This window comes from Glaciihabitans tibetensis, from assembly GCF_003003265.1.
Classification (GTDB): domain Bacteria; phylum Actinomycetota; class Actinomycetes; order Actinomycetales; family Microbacteriaceae; genus Glaciihabitans; species Glaciihabitans tibetensis.
Window position 1 is genome coordinate 15,545 of sequence record NZ_PVTL01000006.1, and the last position, 23,482, is coordinate 39,026.

Genomic DNA, 23,482 nt, shown 5'->3' on the forward strand with positions numbered 1-23,482 from the left:
CGAGCCGATTTCCCGGGGGCGCCGACCCCCGTGTGGGGGACACGACTTGCTGCACAAATTGGCTTTTTGATACACAGGTGTGGAAAAATTGATGCTCGCCGGGTCGAATCAGCCCGGCAGAATGCCCCGGACATCCGTTCGGGCACCACTTAAATCACCGCGAACACACCCGTTCGCGACACAGGGGGTAACACCATGGGCTTCTTCGGATTCCTTCTCCTCGGCCTCATCGCCGGCGCCATTGCCAAGCTGATCCTTCCCGGAAAGCAGGGCGGCGGCTGGGTCATCACCCTCGTACTCGGTGTCGTCGGAGCACTGCTCGGTGGCTTCATCGGGAACGCCATCTTCGGCGTTGGCCTCGAAGAGTTCTTCTCCATCGAGACCTGGCTCGTCGCTATCGCCGGCTCGATCATCGTGCTGCTGGTTTACGGCGCAATCACCAAGCGTCGCCGCTAACCACGGCACCTACGGCAACGACGGCACCCATGGGGTGCCGCCGTTTCCGTATCACCCGCAGGGCGCGCGGACCGCCCCGCAGAGGTAACAGATCACCCCGCAGTGCGAATGGCTTTACCCAGCAGAGCGAACCGCTCGCTTGGTCGCGAGGCGCAGCTCGAGCTCGCTCATGACGAGCGCCGCGAGATCCTCCAGGTTCTTGGTCTCTTCCGGACTGATACTGCGGGGCGCAAAGTCGAGCACACACAGTGTGCCGAGGTTGTAGCCGTCGCTCGTGTGCAGGGGCACCCCGGCGTAGAACTGGATTCCCGCCTCGGCCGCAACCAGGGGGTTCGCCATCGCCCGCACGTCGCGGGTGGCGTCCTCGACCACCCACGGCTCGTCATACAGGATCGCCGAGGCACAGAGTCCGGCGTCGCGGCCGATCTCGGTGACGTCGAGCCCGTGGTGCGACTTGAACCAGATCCGATCGGTATCAACGATGCTGACAATGGCGATGGGCACGTTGAACAGCCGGGCGGCGAGGCCGGTAATGCGATCGAACGCCCCGTCCGGCGGGGTGTCGAGAATCTCGTAACGCTCCACCGCGTTCATGCGCTGCACTTCGGTGACCGGGATGAGCGCCGGGTCGACGGCTCGGTGGCGTCCGGCGTCGGGCCGCGAAAGTTCCCGCAGCGCGTCGATCACTTCCGTGATGGGAGGCCTGTCTGCAGCGAACCTGCTGGTCATCGACGTCAGCAGTTGGCGCCAGTCGGGATCGAGTGAGTTGGGGATTTTGGGCGGGCGTTGGAGTCGGGCGACCGCCGACTGGATGAGGGAGCCGGGGTAGGCCAATTCCCCCGTGAAGCACTCGAGGAGAACCAGCCCGAGCGAATAGATGTCGGAGGATGGCTCCACCTCTTCCGACAGCGCCTGCTCCGGGCTCAGGTACCCGGCGGTGCCCGTGGTCGCGCCCTCCATGGTGATGCGGGCAGCGTCGTTCAGGAGGGCGATGCCGAAGTCAGCGAGTTTGGCGCGCGGCCGCGCACCGTCGACGCTGTATTCGACCATAAGGATGTTGGCGGGTTTGACGTCCCGGTGAATGATGCCGTTGAGGTGGATGTACTCGAGGGCTTCCGCGAGGTCGGTGCCCAGTTGGGCGATCTGTCGGGCAGAGAGTGTTCCGCGGGTGATCAGGTCCTGCAGGGTTGAGCCCCGCACCAGCTCCATCACGAGGTACATCCGCGACAGCGCCGGGTCGGACCGGCGCACAACGCCCGCGTCGATCAGGGAGACCAGGCCGTGGTGATTGAGTCGCGCGAGAACGTGCAGCTCGTGTTCCTGGCGAGATAGTTCGGGCGAGATCGCTGATGGTGCGTCGAACAATTTGACAGCGACATCCCGCCCCAAAAATTCGTCGCGTGCCTTATAGACCGAGGCCATGCCGCCGCGGCCGATGAGGGAGACAATTTGATAGCGGTCGTTGAGTCGCGAGTACGTGACCTCGACCGGCGAGGATTCACTCACGAGGTGTCCTTTTGTCGAGCGTTGACGTGCCTCAACTATATTCGCGTCCCGGCCGGGCTGGAAGGTTTCACCGCCACCAACTACGCACCACACGAGCGCTGGAGGTCACCGTGATGTCGACGCGTGCCACGCTCGCCGCCCCTCCGGTGTCCATTGCTCGAAACTCGAACCAGTCGGGGCCCGTGTACCCCGGGCGCGGGGTGTACACGTAGTTTCCGTCGCTGCCCGTCACCGTGCCGTGCTGGGCACTGCAGTGACAATACGACCAGGTCAGCAGGCTGAACCTGAGCGCGTCGGCGTCGGCGTCGATCGCCCTCACCGTGACGGGCACCGAGCGATCGGTGCGGGTCGAGATCGACTGGCTGTATGCGACGGGGGGATGATTCGGCGGCACGTACACGCTGACGTACACGGTTGCCACGACCGAGGCATTGACGCCGTCACTGGTGCGGAACACGAACACGTCGGGGCCGGAGTAGCCTGCCGCCGGTGTGTAGGTGAGGTTGGGCGCGACGCCGGACAGGGTTCCGCGGCCTGGTGTGTTGGTGGTGAAGGTGAGGGCGTCGCCGTCGGGGTCGGTGGCGGCGAGGACGAAGTCGACGGACGTGTTTTGCGCCACCGGGAGGGACTGGTCGATCGCCACCGGGGCGGTGTTGCCGCTCGGCGGTGGCACGGGGGCTTGGGTGGGGGCGGCCATTGCTGCCGTGGGCACGAGAAGCGCCAGCGAAAGGGAACCAAGGATGCCGATGGTGGCGAGAGGAGAGCGGCGCATGACATTCTCTTTTCCTGATGGCCCGGGGCCAGCTGTAGGGGTAGAGAACTATAGGAACAGCGAAAATGCAAGGGCAAGGGCTTTAGGTGCATCTTTGTGTTATTAGTTACAGCGTGTAGTGTGCCCTCGCGAGTTCGGCAGAGACGAGTTCGGCGGAGACGTCCCACAGGTGCTGGGCCGTGGCCGGGTCCAGGGCATGCGGCAGGACACCGTGGATCCCGTCCGTGATCTGCCCCACAACGCGGGCGGGATGGCAGTCCTCGAAATACGCGGGGCCGCCGGGTTCCAGGTGGGCCCTTGTCGCAACATACACCGAAGTCGCAGCCCCTTGTGCCGTGGTCTTCGTCGGATAGCGACGCTTCATGTCCGCAAGGACCGCGGGATCCCAGTACCGCTGCAGGTTGGTCCAAATGCCGCCCGGCATAACGGCTGCAGCCGTTATGCCGTAGGTCGCCCACCGTTTGGCTGCCTCCACGGCGAAGAGCACATTCGCCGTCTTCGACTGTCCATAGGCGAGTCCGGCGTCATAGGTGCCTCGCTGAAAGAACATGTCGTCAAAACGGATGCCGCTGGAGGCGTGACCGCTCGAGCTGACCGACACGATCCGGGCGGTGTGCGCTTCGGTGAGGGCGGGGAGGAGCTGGGTGGCGAGCGCGAAGTGTCCGAGATGGTTGACGGCCATGTGCATCTCCCATCCCGCGACGGAGCGGGTTTCCGGCGCGTGCATGATTCCCGCGTTGTTGATCAGGAAGTGGAGCGGACCGGACCAGTGCTCGGCGAAAGCACGAACGGACACGAGATCTGCGAGGTCTACTTCGGCGACACGGATGTCGAGATTGCCGGTTGAGGCGCGAAGGTCTGCGGCTGTTCGTTCCCCGGCGGCGGTGTCCCTGACCGCGAGGGTGACGCTCGCGCCGGCGGATGCGAGCGCTCGCGCCGTCTCGACCCCGATGCCGGAGCTTGCGCCGGTCACGATCGCGGACTTGCCGGTGAGGTCGAGGCGGTCGACCACGTCGAGTGCGGTCGAGTCCGCCCCGAAGGTGCGGGCCGCCATCAGCCGAGCCGGGTGTTGGCGATCCCGCCGTCGACGTCGAGCACCGTGCCGTGCACAAATGACGCCTCATCCGACGCGAGATAGCGAACCGCGAAGGCGATGTCGACGGGGCGAACGGGACGCCCTGCGGCGGTGGCGGCGGTCATCACGGCGATCACATCCGCGCTGTCGGCGTTGCCCGGAGTGCTCGTTGCACCGGGTGCGACGGTGTTCACGTTGACGCCGCTCGGCCCGAACTCTGCCGCCCAGGTGCGGGTCATCTGCTCGATGGCTGCCTTCGACCCGGTGTACATGGCACCGAACGGAACACCGACACGAGACATCCACGATCCGACATTGATGATCGCTCCGGTGCCGCGCTCGGCCATGGCGGGGGCAAGTTCGGCGACGAGCACGTGGGGTGCACGCACATTGGTGGCCAGCACCGCGTCGAGGTCGGCGTCGGACAGGCCAGCCGTCGGCGGCGCAGGATAGATGCCGGCGTTGTTGACGAGAATGTCGACGTGGCCACCGAGCACCTGCGTTGCCGTGCGAGCGAATGTGCGGAGATCGTTGTACGTGCCGGCCAGATCGGCGACCACGACGTGAGCAGCGCCTCCTGCGGCGACAATTGCGTCTGCGACCGCCTGGGCGCGGCCTTCATCACGGCCGCTGACAACGACGGTGGCTCCGGATGCTGCAAGCACTCGAGCGATGGCCTCGCCGATGCCACTGCTGGCGCCCGTAACGATGGCGGTGCGGCCGGCAAGGCGGGAATCGATGGGAAGGGAATGGAGGACTTCTTCATTGGACTTCATAGTCCATTCCTAACATGAACTGGACCTCGTGGTCCAATGAGTTAGAGTGAATTTATGGAAACGGCGAAGATCACTGAGCGGGGTCGCCTGACCCGCCAGCGGATCATCGAGGCCACGGGCGAGCAGATCCTCGCCTCGGGAATCGGCGGCACCACGCTCGACACCGTGCGAGCCGCAACGCTGACGAGCAAGAGCCAGCTGTTCCACTACTTTCCCGGCGGCAAGGCGGAGCTGGTGCGTGAGGTCGCCGACTGGGAGGGACGCCAGCTGCTGGAAGCGCAGGAGCCCGAGATCCACGACCTCGGGTCGTGGGAGTCCTGGGAGCGGTGGCGCGCCATGCTCGTGGACTATTACATCGGCCGCGGTCGCTGGGCCTGCCCGATCGGATCGCTCGCGACGCAGGCTTCCATGACCGACCCCGATCTTGCGAGCAGCATCGCGGAGGGCATGCGCGCCTGGCGGGGACTACTGGCCGACGGCGTGCGGCGAATGCAGCGCACCGGGACAGTCGACGGGTCGGCCGACTCGGAGAGGATCGCAACCGTCATCCTTGCCGCGATCCAGGGCGGCCTCGTACTCAGCCAGCCTGAGCGGTCCGCATGGCCACTTGAGGCCGCGTTGGATTCAGCCCTCGCGCCGCTTCATGGAGTTGCGACCACGGCGTAGCGCCCTGGAACTCCACCGATCGCGAGACGGCTGGGGTGCTCCCGTCGACGGATCCGTTGCAGAAAACGGTTAGGTATTGTCGTGCGACTATCGCGCGTGGACGCTGAAACCGAGAATTGCAGCGGCGAGCGGTAGTGCCGTCAGGACGATCGCGGGTATAGGTGATTCTTTTCGGCGGAGGTGGACGGCGACGGCTCCGGCCATGATGATTGCCAGGGCGACCCCGGCGATCGGACTGAGAATCGGCGCGATTCCGGTCGACACGGGGAGGATGAGCCCGATCGCGCCCACTACTTCTGCGAGTGCGATCAGCTTGACCGTGCTGCTGGAGTAGTCCTCGACCCACCCCATTCCAGCTTCTTTGAGCGCAGGTATCGGGCGGATCAGTTTCACCGTGCCGGCGCCGAAAAAGGCAAGTGCGGTGACGCTCGCAACGATCCAAAATGCAATATCCATGGGAAATTTCTCCAGGTGAGGCGGGTCCGTTTGGATCCGGTTGTTTGTTCGACGAGTGGTAGCGGGGTGCGAGGCGATTGCCAGAAATAGTCCGCGGCGAGTTTCGACCGAGCGCGCCGGCCGATGCGCGAGGGTCATCAGATTTGGTGGCGCAATTCGCAACGAATTAGTCGGTGATGATGACGAGTTTCCCGCCACTGGAAGTGGGGGCGTTTTCAAGATCGATGAGAGCCGGAATGGCGTTGGCAAGGGTGACGGTGCGGGAGATGCGGGTAGAGATCTCCCCTCGTCCAGCGGCATCGGCAATGTGTTGAAGGTCGTTGCTGTCAGGCCGGCCCATGAAGGCGGTGTAGGAGCCGGGCAAGATGCTGCGCGCGAACTTTGCTACAGAAGGGACGATGTCGATGATTCGCCCGCCGGGCTTGAGCATCCGTCTTGCGGTGGCGAAAGGCAGAGTTCCGGCCGTGTCGAAGACGACATCGAACCGACCGGTCAGGGGTGCGGGGTCGAGATCGAAGGCGACGACGGTATCGACGCCAAGCTGGTGAGCGTCTGCTTCTGACCCCGACCGGCAGCTGCCGGTCACGGATGCGCCTGCCCCGGTTGCGACCTGCACGGCTACTCGGCCGACGCCACCCAGACAACCATTGATGAATATGTCTTGCCCCGCCTGTAGTTTGCCGGCCTTGGTTACAGCCTGGTATGCGGTGAGCCCGACGATGGGCAGGGTGGCGGCCTGGGCGAAGGTAAGGGCGTCGGGCTTGTGAGCGACGGACTTTTCTTCTGCGATCACGAACTCTGCGAACGCTCCTGCGTGTTGCAGGCGGGCCGCCCCTAACACTTGATCACCAACCCGGAGACGGGTCACACCGTTACCGACCCTTTCGATGACCCCGGCAAAGTCGTGGCCGACACCGCGAGGGAAGTTTCTTCCGGTCATGGCCCGCATCTCGCCGTTGCGGATCTTCCAATCCATTGCGTTCGCGGCGGCTGCACGCACTCGCACCAGCACCTGACCTCGGCCCGGTTTTGGGGTATCTACGTCTCTAAGGGCAAGAACGTCCGGTCCGCCGTAGCGGTGGTATTGCAGGCGCTTCATCGTGTTCTCCCCGTAGCGCTCAGCCCGCGACGCGCAAAGGCGCGGATGGTCCAGGATGCTGTCGCCTGCTTCATCAGTGCAGGTCGGCGGCAGCGGCTGGGATGGGCGAAATGATCCGGCTCGCGATTAGCCAGCGACCCTCATGCAGGGAAACTGTGTCGTCGTACACCACAGCGTGCAGGGCGCCATCGTGCATGATCATCAGTCCCTTGGATCGTACGGACGCCGTCGACTCTCCGGTCTCTGTGATGGTGATGTTGGTCACAAAATGCGACAGGGGCGCGTGCCCGGCAGCGAGCATCTGCGCCGCGGCGGCCCTCATGGCTTCGATGCCCTGGAAGGCGCCCATCCCCGAGCGGGTCATGTCATACGTGGCCTCCGGGGTGAACACCTCCCCGAGCTGGTCCAACTCATTCTCATCGACCACGAACGCATGACGGGCGAGAGTTTCAGTGATCTGCTGACGATCGACGACGGAAAGCATGGTTCCTCCTTGTTTGGTACTCAGTACCGTAGCATACCAAGTACGCTTTGGAACGATGGTCGGTCGCGCTGTATAGTGGAGTTATGTCCGAGCGCCCCTCTGAGGTGAAAAAATCCTCGCTGTCTTTGGTCGAACGGAAACAGCGCGCAGCGCGCAGCCGGATCATCGACGCTGCGGACGCCCTATTCGCGGAGCGAGGCTTCGATAACGTCTCCGTCACGGACATCGCAGAGCGTGCCGAGGTGGGACGCACCACGTTCTTTCGGCATTTCGGAGACAAGACTGAGGTCGTCTTCGCTAAAGAACAGGCCATGTTCGACACAATCACTGACGCAACAGCCGTGGTGTGGACTCCCACACAGTCGGCGGGCTCCCTCGCAGGCGCTTTGAGCTCTCTCGAGCCTCTCGTGGTCCGATTGTGCACGCAGGCGACTTCTGACCTCGCTGCCTACGAGCGGCGCGCGCGGCTCCTCGATGCACACGAAGAACTTCGCGCTCGCGACGCTCTGAAGAATCAGTACCTTTCGGACGAACTCGCGAAGGTGCTCCTCAAGCACGACGTTGCCCCCGCCATCGCTACCATGGCCGCGCAGCTTGCATTGGCCTGCTACTCCAGCGGGCGCATCCTGGCCACTGCCCCGAGCGACCTCGTAACTGCGACACGCGCCGCCTTCCGGAGCACCCTTGCGATGAATTCAGCGCCCGCCGAAGTGTAAATCCCATACGCCAGAAGCCCTCAAGTGAGTTGCTCACGAGGGCAAAGAAAAAGTCCCACCCCCATGTAGAAGCTAGGGAGTGGGACAGTGGCCCCGACCGGCGTCGATCCGGTGACCTTTCGATTTTCAGTCGAACGCTCTACCAACTGAGCTACAGGGCCGTTGAGGACGGGTCCTCATCAGCAACTCATGACTTGCGCCACTCTGTTCCTGATAGACAGAAAGCCCCTCCTTTCGAAGAGGCTTTACTGTTTTGCGACCCTGACCGGACTTGAACCGGCGACCTCCGCCGTGACAGGGCGGCGCGCTAACCAACTGCGCTACAGGGCCAAGCTATTTAGTTCTGATGTGTTTGTGACCCCAACGGGATTCGAACCCGTGTTAACGCCGTGAAAGGGCGCCGTCCTAGGCCACTAAACGATGGGGCCATGAAGTTCAGAACTCCGTAGCAACCGTCCGTAAGCATACGTGTCCTTATTCGGAGACACAAATCGAGAAGCCAGATCCGCGAATATTCAATGAACTGATGCGAATCCCGGGCGTGGCGCGGACCTCTCCGGGAAGTTCTCCGGCCTATGGTTGGCGAGCAATACTCGCGCAGTGGGGTTTCCTAGGGTCCCTTGTTACTGTGGACAGAGTTACCAGTGTGACTGGCGTGCCTATCGTTGCGCCGAGCACATCTAGTTCGGGGATTTGGTTTATGAGCTTGCAGTCATCCGCTTCACCGCGCGCCCCCAGGTGGTCGCGCGCCCGACGGGTGATTGCACTGCTTTCCGTTGTCGGCGTGCTCGCGACGGGTGCTGTCGTGACGACCGAAGTGTCGCCCGCCTGGGCCATCGACTACCCCTCCTGGTCCGACGTCGAGGCCGCGCGAGCCGATCAGGCCGCGTCGCAGGCGCAGGTCACCGAGATCCAGGCGTTGCTCGCCCAGCTCGAATCCGAGCTGGCGGCAGCCCAGGCCGACGCCGAAGCCAAGGGAACCGCTTACCAGGAGGCGGAGCAGGAGTACTTCGAAGCCACCGTCACCGCGGGGGAACTGCGCGCTAAGGCGGATGCCGCCGCGGCCGTCGCCGTCGAATCCCAAACCCGCGCGGGCCAGCTTGCCGCCCAGCTCGCTCGCACGGGCAGCAACGACCTCACCCTCAACCTTCTGCTCAATGGCGAAGACGTTGAGGACATGCTCGCCACGATGGGGCAGGCCGGCAAGGTCTCCGAGCAGGCAAACGAGATCTACGAGAAGGCCGTCCAGGACAAAAATGCCGCGCAATCTTTGACGGATCAGGCGGATGTCGCGGCCGGGGTTCTGGAAGGGCTCAAAGCCGACGCCGCCGCGGCGTTCGAAGTCGCGCAGGTAGCCTCGGTTGCCGCAGCCGATACGGTCGCGGTTTCCGCGGTGCACAAGGATGAGCTCGAAGCGCAATTGGCCTCCCTCACCTCGGCGGTCGCGACCACCGAAGCGCAGTACCAGGCTGGCGTTGTCGAGCGTGCGAGAATCGCGGCCGCAGAAGAAGCTGCCCGCGTCGCCGCGGCTCGAGCGGAAGCGGCGGCTGCCGCGGCTGCCGCAGCCAGTTCCGGCGGCGGTGGTGGCGGCGGCGGCGCTGTGGGCGGCAGTACCGTGCCCGGCGCCGTCAATGGCAATGGCTGGGCGAAGCCGGCGAACGGATCGATCAGCTCCGGCTACGGCTACCGTATCCACCCGGTTTCTGGTGGCAGCCGCCTTCACTCGGGCACCGACCTGGCTGGCGGATGTGGCATCCCGATCTACGCCGCCCATTCGGGAACCGTGCAGTACGCCGGTGTGTACGGCACTTACGGCAACTGGGTGCTGATCAACAACGGTGACGGCATCTCCACGGGCTATGCGCACATCGTGAACGGCGGAATCCGCGTCGCGGTCGGCCAGCAGGTCGCTGCCGGCGATGTCATCGCGTACGTCGGATCGACGGGCGCATCCACCGGGTGCCACCTTCACTTCGAGGTGCGCGTCAACGGCGTGGCCACCAACGCTGTGCCGTACATGCGCAACGTCGGCATCACCCTCGGCTGATCGCGCCTAGCGCGCGGGGTCGCCGCGGTAGTTGGCTGCTCACCGCGGTAGTTGTCCGGCAGCCATGACGTCGCCGCGGTAGAAACTCACTCGCCGCGGTAGATATATCTACCGCATCGAGTATGTTTCTGCCGCAGCGATCGACTGCGGACTGGGTTTCTACCGCAGCGAGCTTCAGTAATTAGTTGCGTGGTAGTGGATATCAGGTGTCAGCGTTTCGCCGCGGAGTTCACTCGCAGCAGCAGCAGCAGCAGCAGCAGCGGCAGCAGCGGCGTCAGCGTCCCGGATGGAGAGAGCTGCTCCCGGATGAAGCTAGGACTCCGTCCGGGAGGTCTCTTCTCCATCCGCGAGCATCAGTTCCCCCATCCGCGAGCACTTAACGCAAGAACGGCCCCGCCGAAGCGAGGCCGTTCCGTAGTGCGAGGGGAACCTAGTGCGCGCCCTCGGCGGCCAGCTTCACGATGCCGGCTTCGATAATCGCCTCGGCCTCCGCTGCGTCGCCCCAGCCCTCGGTCTTGACCCACTTGCCGGGCTCGAGGTCCTTGTAGTGCTCGAAGAAGTGCTCGATCTCCTTGCGGGTGAACTCCGGGATGTCGTTGATGTCCTGGATATGCGACCAGCGCGGGTCTTTGGCGGGCACGGCGATGACCTTGGCGTCTGAGCCGCCGTCATCCGTCATGTTGAACACCGCGACCGGGCGCACGGACACGCCCACGCCGGGGAACAGTGGGTAGTCGAGAAGCACGAGGACGTCAACGGGATCGCCGTCGAGTCCGAGGGTGTTCTCGAAGAACCCGTAGTCGGTGGGGTACACAAAAGTAGTGAAGAGCACGCGGTCGAGATAAACCCGGCCGGTCACGTGGTCGACTTCGTACTTATTGCGGCTCCCCTTGGGGATCTCGATAACGGCGTCGTAAGCGGCCATAAAGCGTGCTCCTTGGGTTCTCGGTTTGCTGCAATAACGTTACTGGATGGACTCCGACCGCCGCCCCCGCCTCACGCCAGCGATTGCGGACGTTCGTCGCGCCGTCCGTGAAGCACTCCTGACCCTGCCCAGAGACGCCAGAGACGCCAGAGACGGCAGAGACGGCGGCGAGGGCAAGAGCGGCAGCGGCGCCGGCGGCGGCGGAGCAGTCGACGCACGCGCGGCCAGCGAGCCGGACGCGCCCCTCGTGCTCGTCGCGCTGAGCGGCGGCCCGGATTCGCTTGCGCTTGCCGCAGCGACCGCGTTCGAGGCGCCGCGTGCGGGGTTGCGTGCCGGGGCCGTGATCGTTGACCACAATCTTCAGGCAGGATCGGCGGATGTCGCGGAGCAGGCCGCTGCCCACGCGCGGGCCCTGGGGCTCGACCCGGTACTGGTCCGGCAGGTGACCGTAGCCACCAGCGCTGACGGCGGAGGTCCGGAGGCGGCCGCCAGAACCGCGCGCTACGACGCCCTCGCGAGCGCGGCGGAGCGCACCGGCGCGACGGCGGTACTGCTCGGCCACACCCTCGATGACCAGGCCGAGACCGTACTGCTGGGCCTCGCCCGTGGCAGCGGCGCGGGCAGCGTTCGGGGGATGGAGGCACGAAACGGCCTCTACCTGCGTCCCCTGCTCCGGATCCGTCGCGCGAGCACCGTGGGCTTCTGCGCCGAATCGGGCCTTGAGGCGTGGACCGATCCGCAGAACTCCGACCCGGCGTTTTCGCGGGTGCGGGTGCGCACGGTTGTGTTGCCGATGCTCGAGGCCGAGCTGGGGCCCGGGATCGCCGAGGCGCTCGCCCGCACCGCAGAGCAGTTGCGGGAGGACGACGACGCCCTCGATCACTTCGCCGAGGAAGTGGCCGAGGAACTCGCGGATATCGCCGACGGCGGCATTTCGCTGCCGGTGCGAGCACTCGCGAGCAATCCCGCAGCCCTTCGACAGCGCCTGATCCGGTTGGCCGTGCAGAGCGAATTTCACCTGTCGCTGAGCCGGGCGCACACCCTCGAGGTGGCTCGCCTGGTCACCCACTGGCACGGGCAGGGACCGCTCGACCTGCCGGGCATTAGGGTTGAGAGGCAGGGCGGCCTGCTAGTTTTCACCGCTAACCGATAGGACCCCACACCCCATGGAACTCAGCGACGTCTCTGCTGATCTGACCGAGGTGCTCTTCACCGAAGAGCAGATTCACGCCAAAATTGCCGAACTCTGCCGCGCCATCGAGGCGGATTATGCCGGTGAGCGGGTACTTCTGGTCGGTGTGCTCCGCGGAGCGGTGATGGTGATGGCCGACCTCGCCCGCGAGCTCAAGCTGCACATCGACATGGACTGGATGGCCGTCTCCTCCTATGGTGCGGGCACCCAGTCCAGCGGCGTCGTTCGCATTCTCAAGGACCTCGACTCCGACCTGCACGGTCGCAAGGTGCTGATCGTCGAGGACATCATCGATTCTGGCCTCACCCTGTCGTGGCTGAAGAAGAACCTTCAGGCCCGCGGAGCCGAGTCCGTCGAGATCTGCGCGCTCCTGCGTAAGCCCGAGGCCGCCAAGGTTCAGGTTGACGTCAAGTACATCGGATTCGAGATCCCCAACGCCTTCGTTGTGGGGTACGGACTGGACTACGCCGAGAAGTACCGCAACCTCCGTGGCATCGGCGTGCTCGCGCCGCACATCTACGCGTAGCGCCTGCGTACGCCCCGCACCTGCGTACACGCCACAGCTGCGGATTCACCACCTTGTAGTCGCCCCCGCGAGGGGTAAATAATCCCGGTTACGCCCACGGCAAACATCCAGCGGCCATCCAGCGCTAGCGCTGTACCCTGACAGTCACGCAACTCGAGGAAGGTGAAGGGCGCCATGCCCGGATCATCATGGATATGAAGCGCATATTTCGCGGACCGATTGTCTACATTGTGCTGGCAGTCGTCCTGGTCTGGATCGGCTCCAGCCTCCTGACCGGCAGCGGTTTCCGCGAGGTCACCACCCAGGAGGGCCTTGACCTCCTCGACGGCAGCACGGTGTCGTCGGCCAAGATCGTTGACGGCGAACAGCGCGTCGACCTCACCCTCGACGAGGCGGACGGTGACAACGGCACCAAGGTGCAGTTCTACTACGTCGCGCCACGTGGCACCGAAGTTGTCGAGGCCATCAGCGCCTCCAACGCCGACTTCGACGACGAGGTACCGCAGACCAGCCTGCTGTCTTCGCTCATCGGCATCCTCCTTCCCTTCCTGATCATCGGTGTGATCTTCTACTTCCTGTTTATGCGCATGCAGGGTGGCGGAAACAAGGTCATGCAGTTCGGCAAGTCCAAGGCCCGTCTGGTGAGTAAGGATGCTGCGAAGGTGACCTTCGCGGATGTGGCAGGTGCTGACGAAGCCATCGAAGAGCTCGAAGAGATCAAGGACTTCCTGAAGGACCCCGCGCGGTTCCAGGCGGTCGGAGCCCGTATCCCCAAGGGCGTCCTCCTCTACGGCCCTCCCGGAACCGGTAAGACCCTGCTTGCCCGCGCCGTCGCCGGGGAAGCGGGAGTTCCGTTCTACTCGATCTCCGGTTCCGACTTCGTCGAGATGTTCGTGGGTGTGGGTGCCAGCCGGGTGCGTGACCTCTTCACCCAGGCCAAGGAGAATTCGCCCGCGATCATCTTCGTTGACGAGATCGACGCCGTCGGCCGCCACCGCGGTGCCGGCATCGGCGGCGGAAACGACGAGCGCGAGCAGACCCTCAACCAGCTGCTGGTGGAGATGGACGGCTTCGACCCCAAGACGAACGTGATCCTGATCGCGGCGACGAACCGTCCGGACGTGCTCGACCCCGCGCTGCTGCGCCCCGGTCGCTTTGACCGCCAGATCGGCGTGGACGCTCCCGACCTCAAGGGACGCCAGCGCATCCTCGAGGTGCACGGCAAGGGCAAGCCCCTCGCCGCCGGTGTCAACCTCGAGATCCTCGCCCGCAAAACTCCGGGATTCACCGGAGCCGACCTGGCCAACGTGCTCAACGAGGCCGCGCTGCTGACCGCGCGGTCCAACGCCCAGCTGATCGACAACCGGGCCCTCGATGAGGCCGTCGACCGCGTCATGGCCGGCCCACAGCGTCGCTCCCGCATCATGGCCGACAAGGAAAAGCTCATCACGGCCTACCACGAGGGTGGACACGCCCTCGCCGCCGCTGCCATGCGCCACACCGACCCGGTCACCAAGGTCACGATCCTTCCCCGCGGCCGCGCCCTCGGCTACACGATGGTGCTGCCGCTCGAGGACAAGTACTCCGTCACCCGCAACGAGCTGCTCGACCAGCTCGCCTACGCGATGGGCGGCCGGGTTGCCGAGGAGATCGTCTTCCACGACCCCACTACCGGCGCCTCCAATGACATCGAGAAGGCGACATCCACCGCACGCCGCATGGTCACCGAGTACGGCATGAGCGCCGTGGTCGGATCCGTCAAGCTGGGCACCTCGAGTGGCGAACCGTTTATGGGGCGCGACATGGGGTCGGGCCGCGACTACTCCGAGAACATTGCCGAGACGGTGGATGCCGAGGTGCGTGTACTCATCGAGCAGGCTCACGATGAGGCGTGGGAGGTACTGAACAACAACCGCGACGTGCTCGACCGTCTCGCCACCGAGCTCCTGGAGAAGGAGACGCTCGACCACGAGCAGCTCGCCGAGATCTTCAAGGACGTGCAGAAGCTCGCCGAGCGTCCGCAGTGGCTGTCCAGCGTCAAGCGCCCGGTCTCCGATCTGCCAGCGGTACTCGTTCCCGCGAAGGCGCCGATCGATGCCGGTTCGGTCGACGGTGGCGTCGGCTCCGAGCCCCCCGCCAAGCCGGAGCGGGCTCCGCGTCCGCGGAAGTCGCCCGGCATCGCCACAGCCTGAGTCGCCGATGGCTCCCATCGACACCGGGCGCATCGAAGCGGCAGTCGCCGAGATTCTCGCGGCGATCGGTGACGACGCGTCCCGCCCCGGCCTCGCCACCACGCCGCAACGCGTCGCCCAGGCCTACACCGAGTTCTTCAGCGGCGTCGGGGTCGACCCGACCGTGCACCTCGCCGAAACCGCGGATCTGAGGGCGGATGCCGACGAGCTCAGCGAACTCGTGGTGCTGCGAGGCATCGAATTCCGCTCGATGTGCGAACACCACCTGCTGCCCTTCACCGGGGTAGTGCACATCGCCTACGCTCCGCGCACCCGGATCGTCGGTCTCGGCAAATTGCCGAGGGTTGTGGAAACGGTTGCGTCGCGCCCTCAGGTGCAGGAGCGGTTGACCGAGGAGATCGCCGACGCTCTCGTCGCCGGTCTCGACCCGCTCGGTGTGCTCGTCGTGGTCGACGCGACCCACAGCTGCGTGTCGACCCGCGGCACCCGCCAGGCTAACTCGACGACGCTCACCCTCGCGTCGCGGGGCACGCTGGCCGACCCGGTTCTGCGCGCCGAGACCATCGCGCTGATCGGGTCGCGGCCATGAGCCGACCGGTGATCCTCGGGATTCTCAACGTCACCCCCGACTCCTTCAGCGACGGCGGCCGCTGGGTCGACCCGGCCGCCGCGACCGCCCATGCTCTCGAGCTGGTCAGGCAGGGCGCGGACGTCATTGACATCGGCGGGGAGTCCACCCGGCCCGGTGCAGAACGCGTGCCTGCGGAACAGGAACTGGCGCGGGTGTTGCCGATCGTGCGGGAGCTGGCGGGCAGCGGCATCCGTCTCAGCATCGACACAATGAACGCGTCCACGGCGGGTGCCTGCGCCGAGGCAGGAGCCGAGTTCATCAACGACGTTTCCGGTGGCCTCGCCGATCCGGACATGTACGCGGTGGTGGCGGGCAGCGGGGTCAGGTACATCGCGATGCACTGGCGTGAGCACAGTGCCACCATGCAGGCCGCGCCGCTGTACACCGAGGTGGTCAGCGAGGTGCGCGCTGAGCTGGGCGAGCGTATCGCCGGCGCGATCGCCGCGGGAATCGAGCCCGCGAGACTCATCGTCGACCCGGGCCTCGGGTTCTCCAAGACAGCGGACCACAACTGGCAGCTGCTCGCCGGGCTGCCCGAGCTGGTCGGCCTCGGCTTTCCGGTGCTCGTCGGAGCCTCGCGCAAGGGATTTTTGGCCGACTTCGCCGCGGGCGGCACCGCCCCGGCCGAGCGCGACGACGCGACCGCCACGATCAGTGCTCTGTCGGCGCAGGCCGGAGCGTGGGGAGTTCGGGTGCACAACGTCGCTGCCACCCGGCGCGCGCTTGCGGTGTGGGACCGCTGGGACGAGGCCAGAGCATGAACGACCAGAGCTCGAACGGCCCGAGCACGGGCGGCCAGGTTCCCCTCGACACGATCACGCTTACCGGGCTGCGCGCGTCCGCGTTCCACGGGGTCTTCGACCACGAGCGGCGTGACGGCCAGGACTTCTTCATCGACGTCACGGTGCACCTCGACTTCACCGCGGCAGCCGCCGGCGACGAGCTCGCAGAGACCGTGCACTACGGGGTCCTCGCCGAGCAGGTGGTCGCGGCCGTGGAACGTGACCCGGTCGACCTGATCGAGACGGTCGCGGAGCGCGTCGCGGCAGTAGCCCTGGAGCATCGCGCGGTGCAGCTGGTGCAGGTCACCATTCACAAGCCGGGCGCACCCATCACGGTTCCGTTCGTCGATGTCGCGGTCAGCATCACGCGGAGGCGACCGTGATCCGCAAGGAACGGATCAACCCGGCGACCGTCCCGCCGGCTCCGGCGACGGCGCCAGCGCCAGCTGCAACTCCAGCTCCAACGACGGAGCCTCCGGCCGCGGACGGCGTGGTCGCGATCCTGTCGCTGGGCAGCAACCTGGGAGATCGCGAGCGGACGATTCGGGATGCCACGGCGCGGGTCGCTGGCATCGACCGGGTGACTCTCACCGGAGCATCCGCCCTGGTCGAAACGCCCGCCCTCAAACTCGACGGCATCGACCACGCAGCCCCCGCCTACCTCAACGCGATCCTGCGCGTCAGCACCACGCTCGCCCCGGAGCAACTGCTTGAGGCCGTGAACGCCATCGAGAACGCCCTCGGGCGCGTGCGGGTCGAACGCTGGGGCGATCGCACCCTCGACATCGACATCGTGACCTTCGGCGACGTTGTGAGCGACGACGCGACGCTCACCCTGCCGCACCCGCGGGCCGCCGAGCGCGGATTTGTGCTGGTGCCGTGGCTCGAGCTCGACCCGCACGCGGTGTTGCCCGGGCGCGGTGCGGTGAGCGCGTTGCCCGCCGCGACCAGCAACGATGTGCAACCCTATTCAGCGGAGGCCCTGCTGTGAAACGAACTCGTCCGCTGCCGCTTGTGCTGTTTGCTGCCGTCGGCGGCGCCGCGGTGTGGCTGCTGGAGATCGCGCTGCTGGCCGCCGGGCGTCCCGCTGCGGTTCCGCCGACCACCCTGGCGCTTGCGCTCGCCGTTATCGGCATCCTGGACCTTGCCCTGGCGATCCCGATCCGGAGGGCAGTGCGCGACCGTGCGCGCTCGCGGATTGACCCGTTTTACGCGACCCGGGTTGCCGTGCTTGCCAAGGCCTCGAGCCTTGCGGGTTCGCTCGCCGTGGGCGTCGGCGCTGGCATCCTCATTTTTCTCCTCACCCGGTCGGTGCTCGCGGTAGGCTCGGTTTTGATGGCGGTCGCCACCGTTGTTGGTGCGATTGTTCTGCTGGTCGCAGGCCTTATTGCTGAACACTTGTGCAGCATTCCGCCGGACGAAGACGACCACCTGGACAACGGCACCGTGGTGGTGCGCCCGCACTGATTGCCGCGACGCGGAGACTAGAAGCTGAGGACCCAAGTGACCGACCGTCTCGAACTGCCGGACACAGAGTGGCATCGGGTTTCCCCGAAATATATCGTCGTTGACGTCGTCGGAGCGATCATCACGGGGGTCATCCTCGTCGCCGCCACGAGCATTCCCGCCTGGCTGACCGACATCATGTGGCTCTGGGCGATCCCCGCCGCGACCGCGCTGATCTCGCTGGCCACCATCGCCTTTGTTCCGCGTCGGGTGCGCTCGATCGGCTATACGCTCCGCGAGGACGACCTGCTGTTCCGGCGCGGGCTGATGTTCCAGCGCTTCGTCGCGGTGCCCTACGGCCGGATGCAGCTGGTAGACATCAATCGCGGGCCGCTCGCGCGAGCGCTGGGCCTCAGCGAACTCCGTTTCGTCACCGCGGCTGCAGCGACCGGCGTTGTGATCCCCGGGCTGGCCGACACCGACGCCGAGCAATTGCGCGATCGTCTGGTGGAGCTGGCGGAGAGTCGTCGGGCGGGGTTGTGAGCGACAGCGACATCCCCCCGACCCCGGACCAGCCGCCGACCCCGGACCAGCCGCCGACGCCGGACCAGCCGCCGGTCGCCCAGCCGCCGATCGACGCCCCGGCGCCGGCCCAACACTCCGGGCTCACCGACGGCCAGTGGCATCGGCTCCACCCGGCTACCCCGTTGCTGCGCGGCGGCATCGCCCTGATCGCGATCCTCGGCATCATCATCAACACGCTGCGCGAGCGGTTTGTGGAAATGTTCGTCGGCGGCGACGGCTACGCCGACGACCCGATCGACTGGATCCTGCGCGAGGGTTACGTCGGGTATGCGCTCGGCGCCATCGCGGTCGCCCTGCTGATCTTCATCGCCGGCTTCTACCTGTCCTGGCGGATGCACACCTTCCGCATCACCAACGAGGTGGTGGAGGTGCGCAGCGGCATCCTGTTCCGCACCAACCGCCGCGGACGCCTCGACCGCATTCAGGGGATCAACATCGTGCGGCCCTTTGTCGCGCGGCTCTTCGGCGCGGCCAAACTCGAGGTCAATGTGGCCGGCCAGGACGCCAACGTGCAGCTGGCCTACCTTGGCTCGGCGCAGGCAGATGAGCTGCGCCGCGACATCCTGCGACTGGCATCGGGCACCAAACGCGCCGCCGACCAGGCCTCCGCTGGCGCCAACGCGTCCGCGAACGGCACCGGCAGCTTCATCGACCAGCGTGTGTCCGAGCTGCTCTCACCCGAGCTCGACCCGAACCTCGCCCCGCCGGAGTCCGTCGTCAAGATGCACACGGGCCGCCTGCTCGGGTCGATCGTGCTGAATGACACTGCGGTCTTTCTGGTGCTGCTCATCATCGCGTCGTTGATCGCCGCGGGAACCTCGGGCCAGCCCCTCCTCCTGCTGGGACTGCTGCCGCTCATCATCGGTATGGGCAGCGTGCTCATCGCCCGCTTCACCAAGTCCCTGCGCTACTCGATCGCGGGAACGCCCGATGGCGTGCGGGTCGGTTTCGGCCTGTTCACCACGAGCAACGAGACGCTGCCCCCTGGCCGCATCCACTCGATCCAGATCAGCCAGCCGCTGCTCTGGAGGCCGTTCGGCTGGTGGGAGATGAAGGTCAACCGCGCGTCGAAGTCGTCGACGCAGGGCGCGAGCGGTCAGCAGAACACCACGATCCTCCCTGTCGGAAGTCTCGACGATGTGATGCGGGTGCTCGCGCTGATGCTTCCCGGCGTGATCCGCGAGGGCGCGCTCGATCAGGCCGACGAGAAGGTCGCGCTCGAGAAGGTCGCGCTCGATGGCGGCTCGCTCGAAACCGATGCGCTCGAAACCGGTGCGCTCGATGACAGCTCGCTCGAAACCGGTGCGCTCGATACCGGTGCGCTCGAAGCCGCTGGGTTGTTGGATGCGGGTGTGGCGGATGTCTCGGCGCCCGCCATTGACGCCCTGCTCCTGCTGCGGAACGGCCTCACCTCGCGCGGCGGCGACGACGGCTTTGTGAACTCACCCCGTGCCGCGGCTCCGCTGCGCTGGTTCTCCTGGCGCCGCAACGGCTACGCGTTCGGCCCGAGCATCGTGCTGCTCCGCAAGGGCGCGGTGTGGCGTGAGCTCATCGTTGTGCCGGAGCCGCGGGTGCAGAGCATCGCCCTCACGCAGGGTCCGCTGGAGCGCCGGCTCGGGCTCGCTTCCCTGCTGCTCCACACGGTCGCCGGACCGATCACGGCCAAGCTGGGGGCCGTGGAACGCACCCGCGCGCTCGAATTTTTCCTGACAAGTTCGCGTACGATCGTCACCGCAGCGTCCTCGGACACCAGCCACCGCTGGCGCAGCGGAGAGGACCCCACCTGATGCAACGATCCGGACGGCTCGGAGTCGGCATCATCGGTGCAGGCCACGTCGGCCCCGTCCTCGGTGCCGCACTGGCGGGCGCCGGCCACGCCATCGTCGGCATCTCCGCCGTCTCCAGCACGAGCCGCGACCGCGCGGAAGCCCTGCTTCCCGGAGTACCGATACTCGAGATTCCCGAGATCATCGAGCGCAGCGAACTCGTGATCCTCGCCGTTCCGGAAACCGAACTGACCGCCCTGGTGGCGGGCCTCGCCCAGGCGGGGCTCTGGCAACCCGGACAGCTCGTGCTCCACACCGCCGCTCCCTTCGGCACAGACGTACTCGCTCCCGCACGCGCCCTCGGCGCCATCCCCCTGGCCGTGCACCCCGCGATGTCGTTCACCGGCACCAGTCTCGATCTCGTGCGCCTGCAGGAGAGCTTTTGCGCCGTCACCGCCCCCGGCGCGGTGCAGCCCATCGGGCAGGCCCTCGTCATCGAGATGGGGGCAGAGCCGGTCCTGGTCGAAGAAAAGGACCGGCGCGCCTACGCGGAGGCGATCACCACCGCCGCCAGTTTCTCCGCTGCGATCGTGGGCCAGGCGACCGCGATCCTCGCGTCGATCGGTGTCGATTCGCCCGGCCAGGTGCTCGGTCCGCTGGTGCGTTCGGCGGTAGAGAACGCTTTGTCTGCTGCGACTGCGGGTACGATCGATGTCGCCTCACTCGCGCAGAACAGCTTCGGGGCCGACGCCCCGGAGGAAACACCGTGAACGACATGATGATTGCACGCCCCGTGATTCTGGAGACGGTGATCGGAGCACGCTCCGCCCTGAAGGAACAACCGGGGGTCATCCTGGTGCCCACGATGGGCGCCCTGCACGAGGGTCACTTCGCGCTGGTACGCCGGGCGCTCGAGATCGGCGGAACCGTCGTTGTCTCCATCTTCGTGAACCCGCTGCAGTTCGGTCCGAACGAGGATCTCGCCGCTTACCCGCGCAGCTTCGACGAGGACGTCGATACCCTGCACGCGATGGGGGTGCCCTTCGTTTTCGCTCCCTCGGTCGAGGAAATGTATCCGTCCGGCGCGAACCAGATTCGCGTCAGTGCGGGACGCGTCGGAGAGCTCTACGAAGGGCGTTCGCGTCCCGGCCACTTTGACGGCGCCCTCACCGTAGTCAGCAAGCTGCTGAACATTGTGCGCCCCTCGACGGTGGTGTTCGGCCAGAAGGACGCCCAGCAGGTCTATCTCGTGCGCCGGATGATTCACGAGCTCAACTTTCCGGTCGCCGTCGAGGTCGTCGAGATCGTGCGCGACGAGAGCGGCCTCGCCCTGTCCAGCCGCAACCGGTTCCTCGATGCCCGCGAGACCCACGCCGCCCGCGCCCTGTCCCAGGCGCTCGAAGCCGCCGCATCCTCCGCCGACCGCGGCATCGACGCCGTGATCGCCGCCGCCCAGGGAACGCTGATGGGCGAATCCCTCGTCGCCCTCGATTACCTGAAGGTTGCCAACCCGGACACTTTTCTTCCGGTGGATGATGGGTACCGAGGCCCCGCTGTCGTGCTCATCGCGGCTCGCGTCGGATCCGTGCGCCTCATCGACAACGAGAGGATCGTGCTGGCCGGCTGAGGCCGCCACGCGACATCCGCCTGCCCCCATCCTCACCACATTCGCTACAACACTGGAGTGTCCCCATTGACTGAGCTCGAGCCCGAACCGACCGAGTCGGAGATTTCGGAACAGAAGGCTGTGCGGCTTGCCAAGCGCGAGCGGCTGATCGAGTCGGGCGTGGGCGCCTACCCGGTCGGCGTTGCGATCACCGACACGATTCCGGCCGTGCGTGCCCGGTTCGGCGACATCGAGACCGACTCCGTCACCGGCGTGACCGTGGGCCTCGCGGGACGCCTGGTGTTTATGCGTAACACCGGCAAGCTCTGCTTCGCCACGCTGCAGTCCGGCGACGGCTCGCGTATCCAGGCCATGGTGAGCCTGGCGGCCGTGGGCGAAGAGTCGCTCGCCGCGTGGAAGGAATTCGTCGACCTCGGCGACCACGTCTTTGTCGCGGGCGAAGTCATCTCCAGCCGCCGCGGTGAGCTGTCGGTGATGGTCACCGAGTGGCAGATCGCGTCGAAGGCGATCCTGCCGCTGCCGAACCTGCACAACGAGCTGAGCGATGAGGCCCGCGTACGCAGCCGCTACCTCGACCTGATCGTGCGCCCCGCCGCCCGCGAAGTGGTGCGCGCCCGCGCCGCCGTCAACGCATCGCTGCGGAACACCTTCACCGGCCACGACTACCTCGAGGTCGAAACGCCGATGCTGCAGACGATGCACGGGGGAGCGGCCGCCCGCCCGTTCGTCACCACCTCGAACGCCTTTGACACCGAGCTCTACCTGCGCATCGCGCCGGAGCTGTTCCTCAAGCGTGCCGTCGTCGGCGGCATCGATCGCGTGTTCGAGATCAACCGCAACTTCCGCAACGAGGGCGCCGACTCCACCCACTCGCCCGAGTTCGCGATGCTCGAGGCGTACCAGGCCTACGGCGACTACAACCAGATCGCCGACCTCACCCAGGAGCTCATCCAGAACGCGGCCGTTGCCGTCAGCGGTTCGATGACCGTCACCTGGGCCGACGGCTCCGAGTACGACCTCGGCGGCGAGTGGGCGCGCATTGACATGTACGACTCGCTCTCGGAGGCGGCGGGCGTTTCTGTCACCCCGGACACCTCGGTCGACGAGTTGCTTGGGCTCGCGGCATCCGTCGGTGTCGAAGTTCATCTGCCCACGCACGGCAAGCTCGTCGAGGAGCTGTGGGAGCACTACGTAAAGAGCACCCTCATTGCGCCGACCTTCGTGATGAACTTTCCAGTCGACACATCGCCGCTCGTGCGTGCGCACCGCACGAAGCCGGGCGTGGTCGAGAAGTGGGACCTCTACATTCGGGGATTCGAGCTGGCCACCGGCTACTCCGAACTCGTCGATCCCGTCATCCAGCGCGAACGCTTCGTCGAGCAGGCCCTGCAGGCCAGCCGCGGCGATGTCGAGGCCATGCGTCTCGACGAGGAGTTCCTGCGCGCGCTCGAGTTCGGCATGCCGCCCACCGGGGGCATGGGAATGGGCATCGATCGCCTCCTCATGGCCATCACCGGGTTGGGCATCCGCGAGACAATCCTCTTCCCACTCGTCAAGTGAGTCGCGGTGGTGAAGTAGGGTACGGATATGAGTGATCTGAAGCTGCCCGGGGATGACGACAAGAAGCCCAAAATCTCCCAGGGCCGCATTGCCATCTGGGTCATCGTGGGCGGCGTCGCCCTCTACCTGTTGATCTCCGGCATCGTCGGAATCATCGCCAAGGGCTGATGAACCGCAAGTGGTCCCGGCTCATCGTC

The 23,482-nt window shown here is 65.9% G+C and carries 27 protein-coding genes and 3 tRNA genes; 18 read left to right on the forward strand and 12 right to left on the reverse strand.

The genetic code is table 11. The features are described from left to right. The first annotated feature begins 195 nt into the window (after nucleotides 1–195). Nucleotides 196–456 carry a GlsB/YeaQ/YmgE family stress response membrane protein gene (locus tag B0I08_RS11525; protein WP_106212999.1) on the forward strand — a complete coding sequence of 87 codons (261 nt, stop codon included), beginning with the start codon at nucleotides 196–198 and terminating at the stop codon, nucleotides 454–456. A gap of 114 nt (nucleotides 457–570) precedes the next feature. On the opposite strand, the gene B0I08_RS11530 is transcribed toward B0I08_RS11525, so the two are convergent. The 4 genes from B0I08_RS11530 to B0I08_RS11545 form a co-directional block, all read right to left on the reverse strand. After that, nucleotides 571–1,962 carry a protein kinase domain-containing protein gene (locus B0I08_RS11530; RefSeq protein WP_245884769.1) on the reverse strand — a complete coding sequence of 464 codons (1,392 nt, stop codon included), beginning with the start codon at nucleotides 1,960–1,962 and terminating at the stop codon, nucleotides 571–573. A gap of 67 nt (nucleotides 1,963–2,029) precedes the next feature. Beyond that, nucleotides 2,030–2,734, reverse strand: coding sequence for an Ig-like domain-containing protein (locus tag B0I08_RS11535; RefSeq protein ID WP_106213001.1), 705 nt, complete (start codon nucleotides 2,732–2,734; stop codon nucleotides 2,030–2,032). A 106-nt stretch (nucleotides 2,735–2,840) separates the two neighbouring features. After that, entirely contained in the window at nucleotides 2,841–3,788 is a 948-nt protein-coding gene (locus B0I08_RS11540; protein WP_106213004.1) for an SDR family NAD(P)-dependent oxidoreductase, read from the reverse strand. Continuing rightward, nucleotides 3,788–4,585, reverse strand: a complete 798-nt coding sequence (locus B0I08_RS11545; RefSeq protein ID WP_106213006.1) for an SDR family NAD(P)-dependent oxidoreductase — start codon at nucleotides 4,583–4,585, stop codon at nucleotides 3,788–3,790. The genes B0I08_RS11540 and B0I08_RS11545 overlap by 1 nt, the downstream gene beginning before the upstream one ends. 54 nt (nucleotides 4,586–4,639) lie before the next feature. Between B0I08_RS11545 and B0I08_RS11550 the strand changes: the two genes are divergently transcribed. Then, entirely contained in the window at nucleotides 4,640–5,251 is a 612-nt protein-coding gene (locus tag B0I08_RS11550; protein WP_106213008.1) for a TetR/AcrR family transcriptional regulator, read from the forward strand. Nucleotides 5,252–5,338: 87 nt separating this feature from the next. Here B0I08_RS11550 and B0I08_RS11555 read toward each other — a convergent pair whose 3' ends face one another. The 3 genes from B0I08_RS11555 to B0I08_RS11565 all read right to left on the reverse strand — a co-directional run bounded on the left by B0I08_RS11555 (nucleotide 5,339) and on the right by B0I08_RS11565 (nucleotide 7,290). Beyond that, a complete protein-coding gene (locus tag B0I08_RS11555; protein WP_106213010.1) occupies nucleotides 5,339–5,707 on the reverse strand; it encodes a DoxX family protein in 369 nt (122 codons plus the stop codon). 166 nt (nucleotides 5,708–5,873) lie between these two features. Next, on the reverse strand, nucleotides 5,874–6,806 hold the full coding sequence (locus B0I08_RS11560; RefSeq protein ID WP_106213012.1) for an NADP-dependent oxidoreductase: 933 nt from the start codon (nucleotides 6,804–6,806) through the stop codon (nucleotides 5,874–5,876). Between the two features lie 73 nt (nucleotides 6,807–6,879). Continuing rightward, nucleotides 6,880–7,290, reverse strand: coding sequence for a nuclear transport factor 2 family protein (locus B0I08_RS11565; RefSeq protein ID WP_106213014.1), 411 nt, complete (start codon nucleotides 7,288–7,290; stop codon nucleotides 6,880–6,882). Between the two features lie 83 nt (nucleotides 7,291–7,373). Here B0I08_RS11565 and B0I08_RS11570 point away from each other — a divergent pair, with 83 nt between their 5' ends. Further along, nucleotides 7,374–8,006 (forward strand): TetR/AcrR family transcriptional regulator, encoded by a 633-nt coding sequence (locus tag B0I08_RS11570; protein ID WP_106213016.1) that lies wholly within the window; start codon nucleotides 7,374–7,376, stop codon nucleotides 8,004–8,006. A gap of 88 nt (nucleotides 8,007–8,094) precedes the next feature. Here the strand turns inward: B0I08_RS11570 and B0I08_RS11575 are convergent. From B0I08_RS11575 to B0I08_RS11585, 3 genes are all read right to left on the reverse strand, one after another. Beyond that, nucleotides 8,095–8,167: transfer RNA gene (locus B0I08_RS11575), tRNA-Phe, on the reverse strand. A 95-nt stretch (nucleotides 8,168–8,262) separates the two neighbouring features. Continuing rightward, nucleotides 8,263–8,336: transfer RNA gene (locus B0I08_RS11580), tRNA-Asp, on the reverse strand. A 25-nt stretch (nucleotides 8,337–8,361) separates the two neighbouring features. After that, nucleotides 8,362–8,434: transfer RNA gene (locus B0I08_RS11585), tRNA-Glu, on the reverse strand. Between the two features lie 272 nt (nucleotides 8,435–8,706). Here B0I08_RS11585 and B0I08_RS11590 point away from each other — a divergent pair. Continuing rightward, complete coding sequence (locus B0I08_RS11590) at nucleotides 8,707–10,053, forward strand: peptidoglycan DD-metalloendopeptidase family protein (RefSeq protein ID WP_146134397.1); 1,347 nt, start codon at nucleotides 8,707–8,709, stop codon at nucleotides 10,051–10,053. Between the two features lie 209 nt (nucleotides 10,054–10,262). Here the strand turns inward: B0I08_RS11590 and B0I08_RS18170 are convergent, their stop codons facing one another. Further along, nucleotides 10,263–10,397, reverse strand: a complete 135-nt coding sequence (locus tag B0I08_RS18170; protein ID WP_281260212.1) for a hypothetical protein — start codon at nucleotides 10,395–10,397, stop codon at nucleotides 10,263–10,265. Between the two features lie 86 nt (nucleotides 10,398–10,483). Then, nucleotides 10,484–10,978, reverse strand: coding sequence for an inorganic diphosphatase (locus tag B0I08_RS11595; protein ID WP_106213021.1), 495 nt, complete (start codon nucleotides 10,976–10,978; stop codon nucleotides 10,484–10,486). Between the two features lie 46 nt (nucleotides 10,979–11,024). On the opposite strand from B0I08_RS11595, the gene tilS reads away from it, so the two are divergent. The 14 genes from tilS (at nucleotide 11,025) to B0I08_RS17810 (ending at nucleotide 23,453) form a co-directional block, all read left to right on the forward strand. Further along, a complete protein-coding gene (gene tilS / locus B0I08_RS11600; protein ID WP_106213023.1) occupies nucleotides 11,025–12,131 on the forward strand; it encodes a tRNA lysidine(34) synthetase TilS in 1,107 nt (368 codons plus the stop codon). Nucleotides 12,132–12,144: 13 nt separating this feature from the next. Beyond that, the gene (gene hpt / locus B0I08_RS11605; protein WP_106213025.1) at nucleotides 12,145–12,696 is read left to right on the forward strand and encodes a hypoxanthine phosphoribosyltransferase; all 552 of its coding nucleotides are present in this window, start codon (nucleotides 12,145–12,147) and stop codon (nucleotides 12,694–12,696) included. Between the two features lie 188 nt (nucleotides 12,697–12,884). Beyond that, entirely contained in the window at nucleotides 12,885–14,888 is a 2,004-nt protein-coding gene (ftsH, locus tag B0I08_RS11610) for an ATP-dependent zinc metalloprotease FtsH (protein ID WP_106213027.1), read from the forward strand. Between the two features lie 7 nt (nucleotides 14,889–14,895). Beyond that, nucleotides 14,896–15,477: a GTP cyclohydrolase I FolE gene (gene folE, locus B0I08_RS11615; protein ID WP_106213029.1), complete on the forward strand. Its 582-nt coding sequence runs from the start codon at nucleotides 14,896–14,898 to the stop codon at nucleotides 15,475–15,477. Further along, entirely contained in the window at nucleotides 15,474–16,280 is an 807-nt protein-coding gene (folP, locus tag B0I08_RS11620; protein WP_106213031.1) for a dihydropteroate synthase, read from the forward strand. The genes folE and folP overlap by 4 nt, the downstream gene beginning before the upstream one ends. Beyond that, complete coding sequence (gene folB, locus B0I08_RS11625; protein WP_106213032.1) at nucleotides 16,277–16,684, forward strand: dihydroneopterin aldolase; 408 nt, start codon at nucleotides 16,277–16,279, stop codon at nucleotides 16,682–16,684. The genes folP and folB overlap by 4 nt, the downstream gene beginning before the upstream one ends. Next, a complete protein-coding gene (gene folK, locus B0I08_RS11630) occupies nucleotides 16,681–17,292 on the forward strand; it encodes a 2-amino-4-hydroxy-6-hydroxymethyldihydropteridine diphosphokinase (RefSeq protein ID WP_245884770.1) in 612 nt (203 codons plus the stop codon). Before folB ends, folK begins: the two co-directional genes overlap by 4 nt. Then, nucleotides 17,289–17,768 carry a DUF3180 domain-containing protein gene (locus tag B0I08_RS11635; RefSeq protein ID WP_106213034.1) on the forward strand — a complete coding sequence of 160 codons (480 nt, stop codon included), beginning with the start codon at nucleotides 17,289–17,291 and terminating at the stop codon, nucleotides 17,766–17,768. The genes folK and B0I08_RS11635 overlap by 4 nt, the downstream gene beginning before the upstream one ends. Before the next feature lie 36 nt (nucleotides 17,769–17,804). Next, nucleotides 17,805–18,290: a PH domain-containing protein gene (locus tag B0I08_RS11640; RefSeq protein WP_106213036.1), complete on the forward strand. Its 486-nt coding sequence runs from the start codon at nucleotides 17,805–17,807 to the stop codon at nucleotides 18,288–18,290. Continuing rightward, nucleotides 18,287–20,119: a PH domain-containing protein gene (locus B0I08_RS11645; protein WP_106213038.1), complete on the forward strand. Its 1,833-nt coding sequence runs from the start codon at nucleotides 18,287–18,289 to the stop codon at nucleotides 20,117–20,119. The genes B0I08_RS11640 and B0I08_RS11645 overlap by 4 nt, the downstream gene beginning before the upstream one ends. Further along, on the forward strand, nucleotides 20,119–20,868 hold the full coding sequence (locus tag B0I08_RS11650) for a Rossmann-like and DUF2520 domain-containing protein (protein WP_106213040.1): 750 nt from the start codon (nucleotides 20,119–20,121) through the stop codon (nucleotides 20,866–20,868). The genes B0I08_RS11645 and B0I08_RS11650 overlap by 1 nt, the downstream gene beginning before the upstream one ends. Nucleotides 20,869–20,873: 5 nt before the next feature. Beyond that, complete coding sequence (panC, locus tag B0I08_RS11655; RefSeq protein ID WP_106213507.1) at nucleotides 20,874–21,725, forward strand: pantoate--beta-alanine ligase; 852 nt, start codon at nucleotides 20,874–20,876, stop codon at nucleotides 21,723–21,725. A gap of 57 nt (nucleotides 21,726–21,782) precedes the next feature. Beyond that, a complete protein-coding gene (gene lysS / locus B0I08_RS11660) occupies nucleotides 21,783–23,285 on the forward strand; it encodes a lysine--tRNA ligase (RefSeq protein WP_106213042.1) in 1,503 nt (500 codons plus the stop codon). A 27-nt stretch (nucleotides 23,286–23,312) separates the two neighbouring features. Further along, on the forward strand, nucleotides 23,313–23,453 hold the full coding sequence (locus B0I08_RS17810) for a hypothetical protein (RefSeq protein WP_181243396.1): 141 nt from the start codon (nucleotides 23,313–23,315) through the stop codon (nucleotides 23,451–23,453). Nucleotides 23,454–23,482 lie beyond the last annotated feature (29 nt).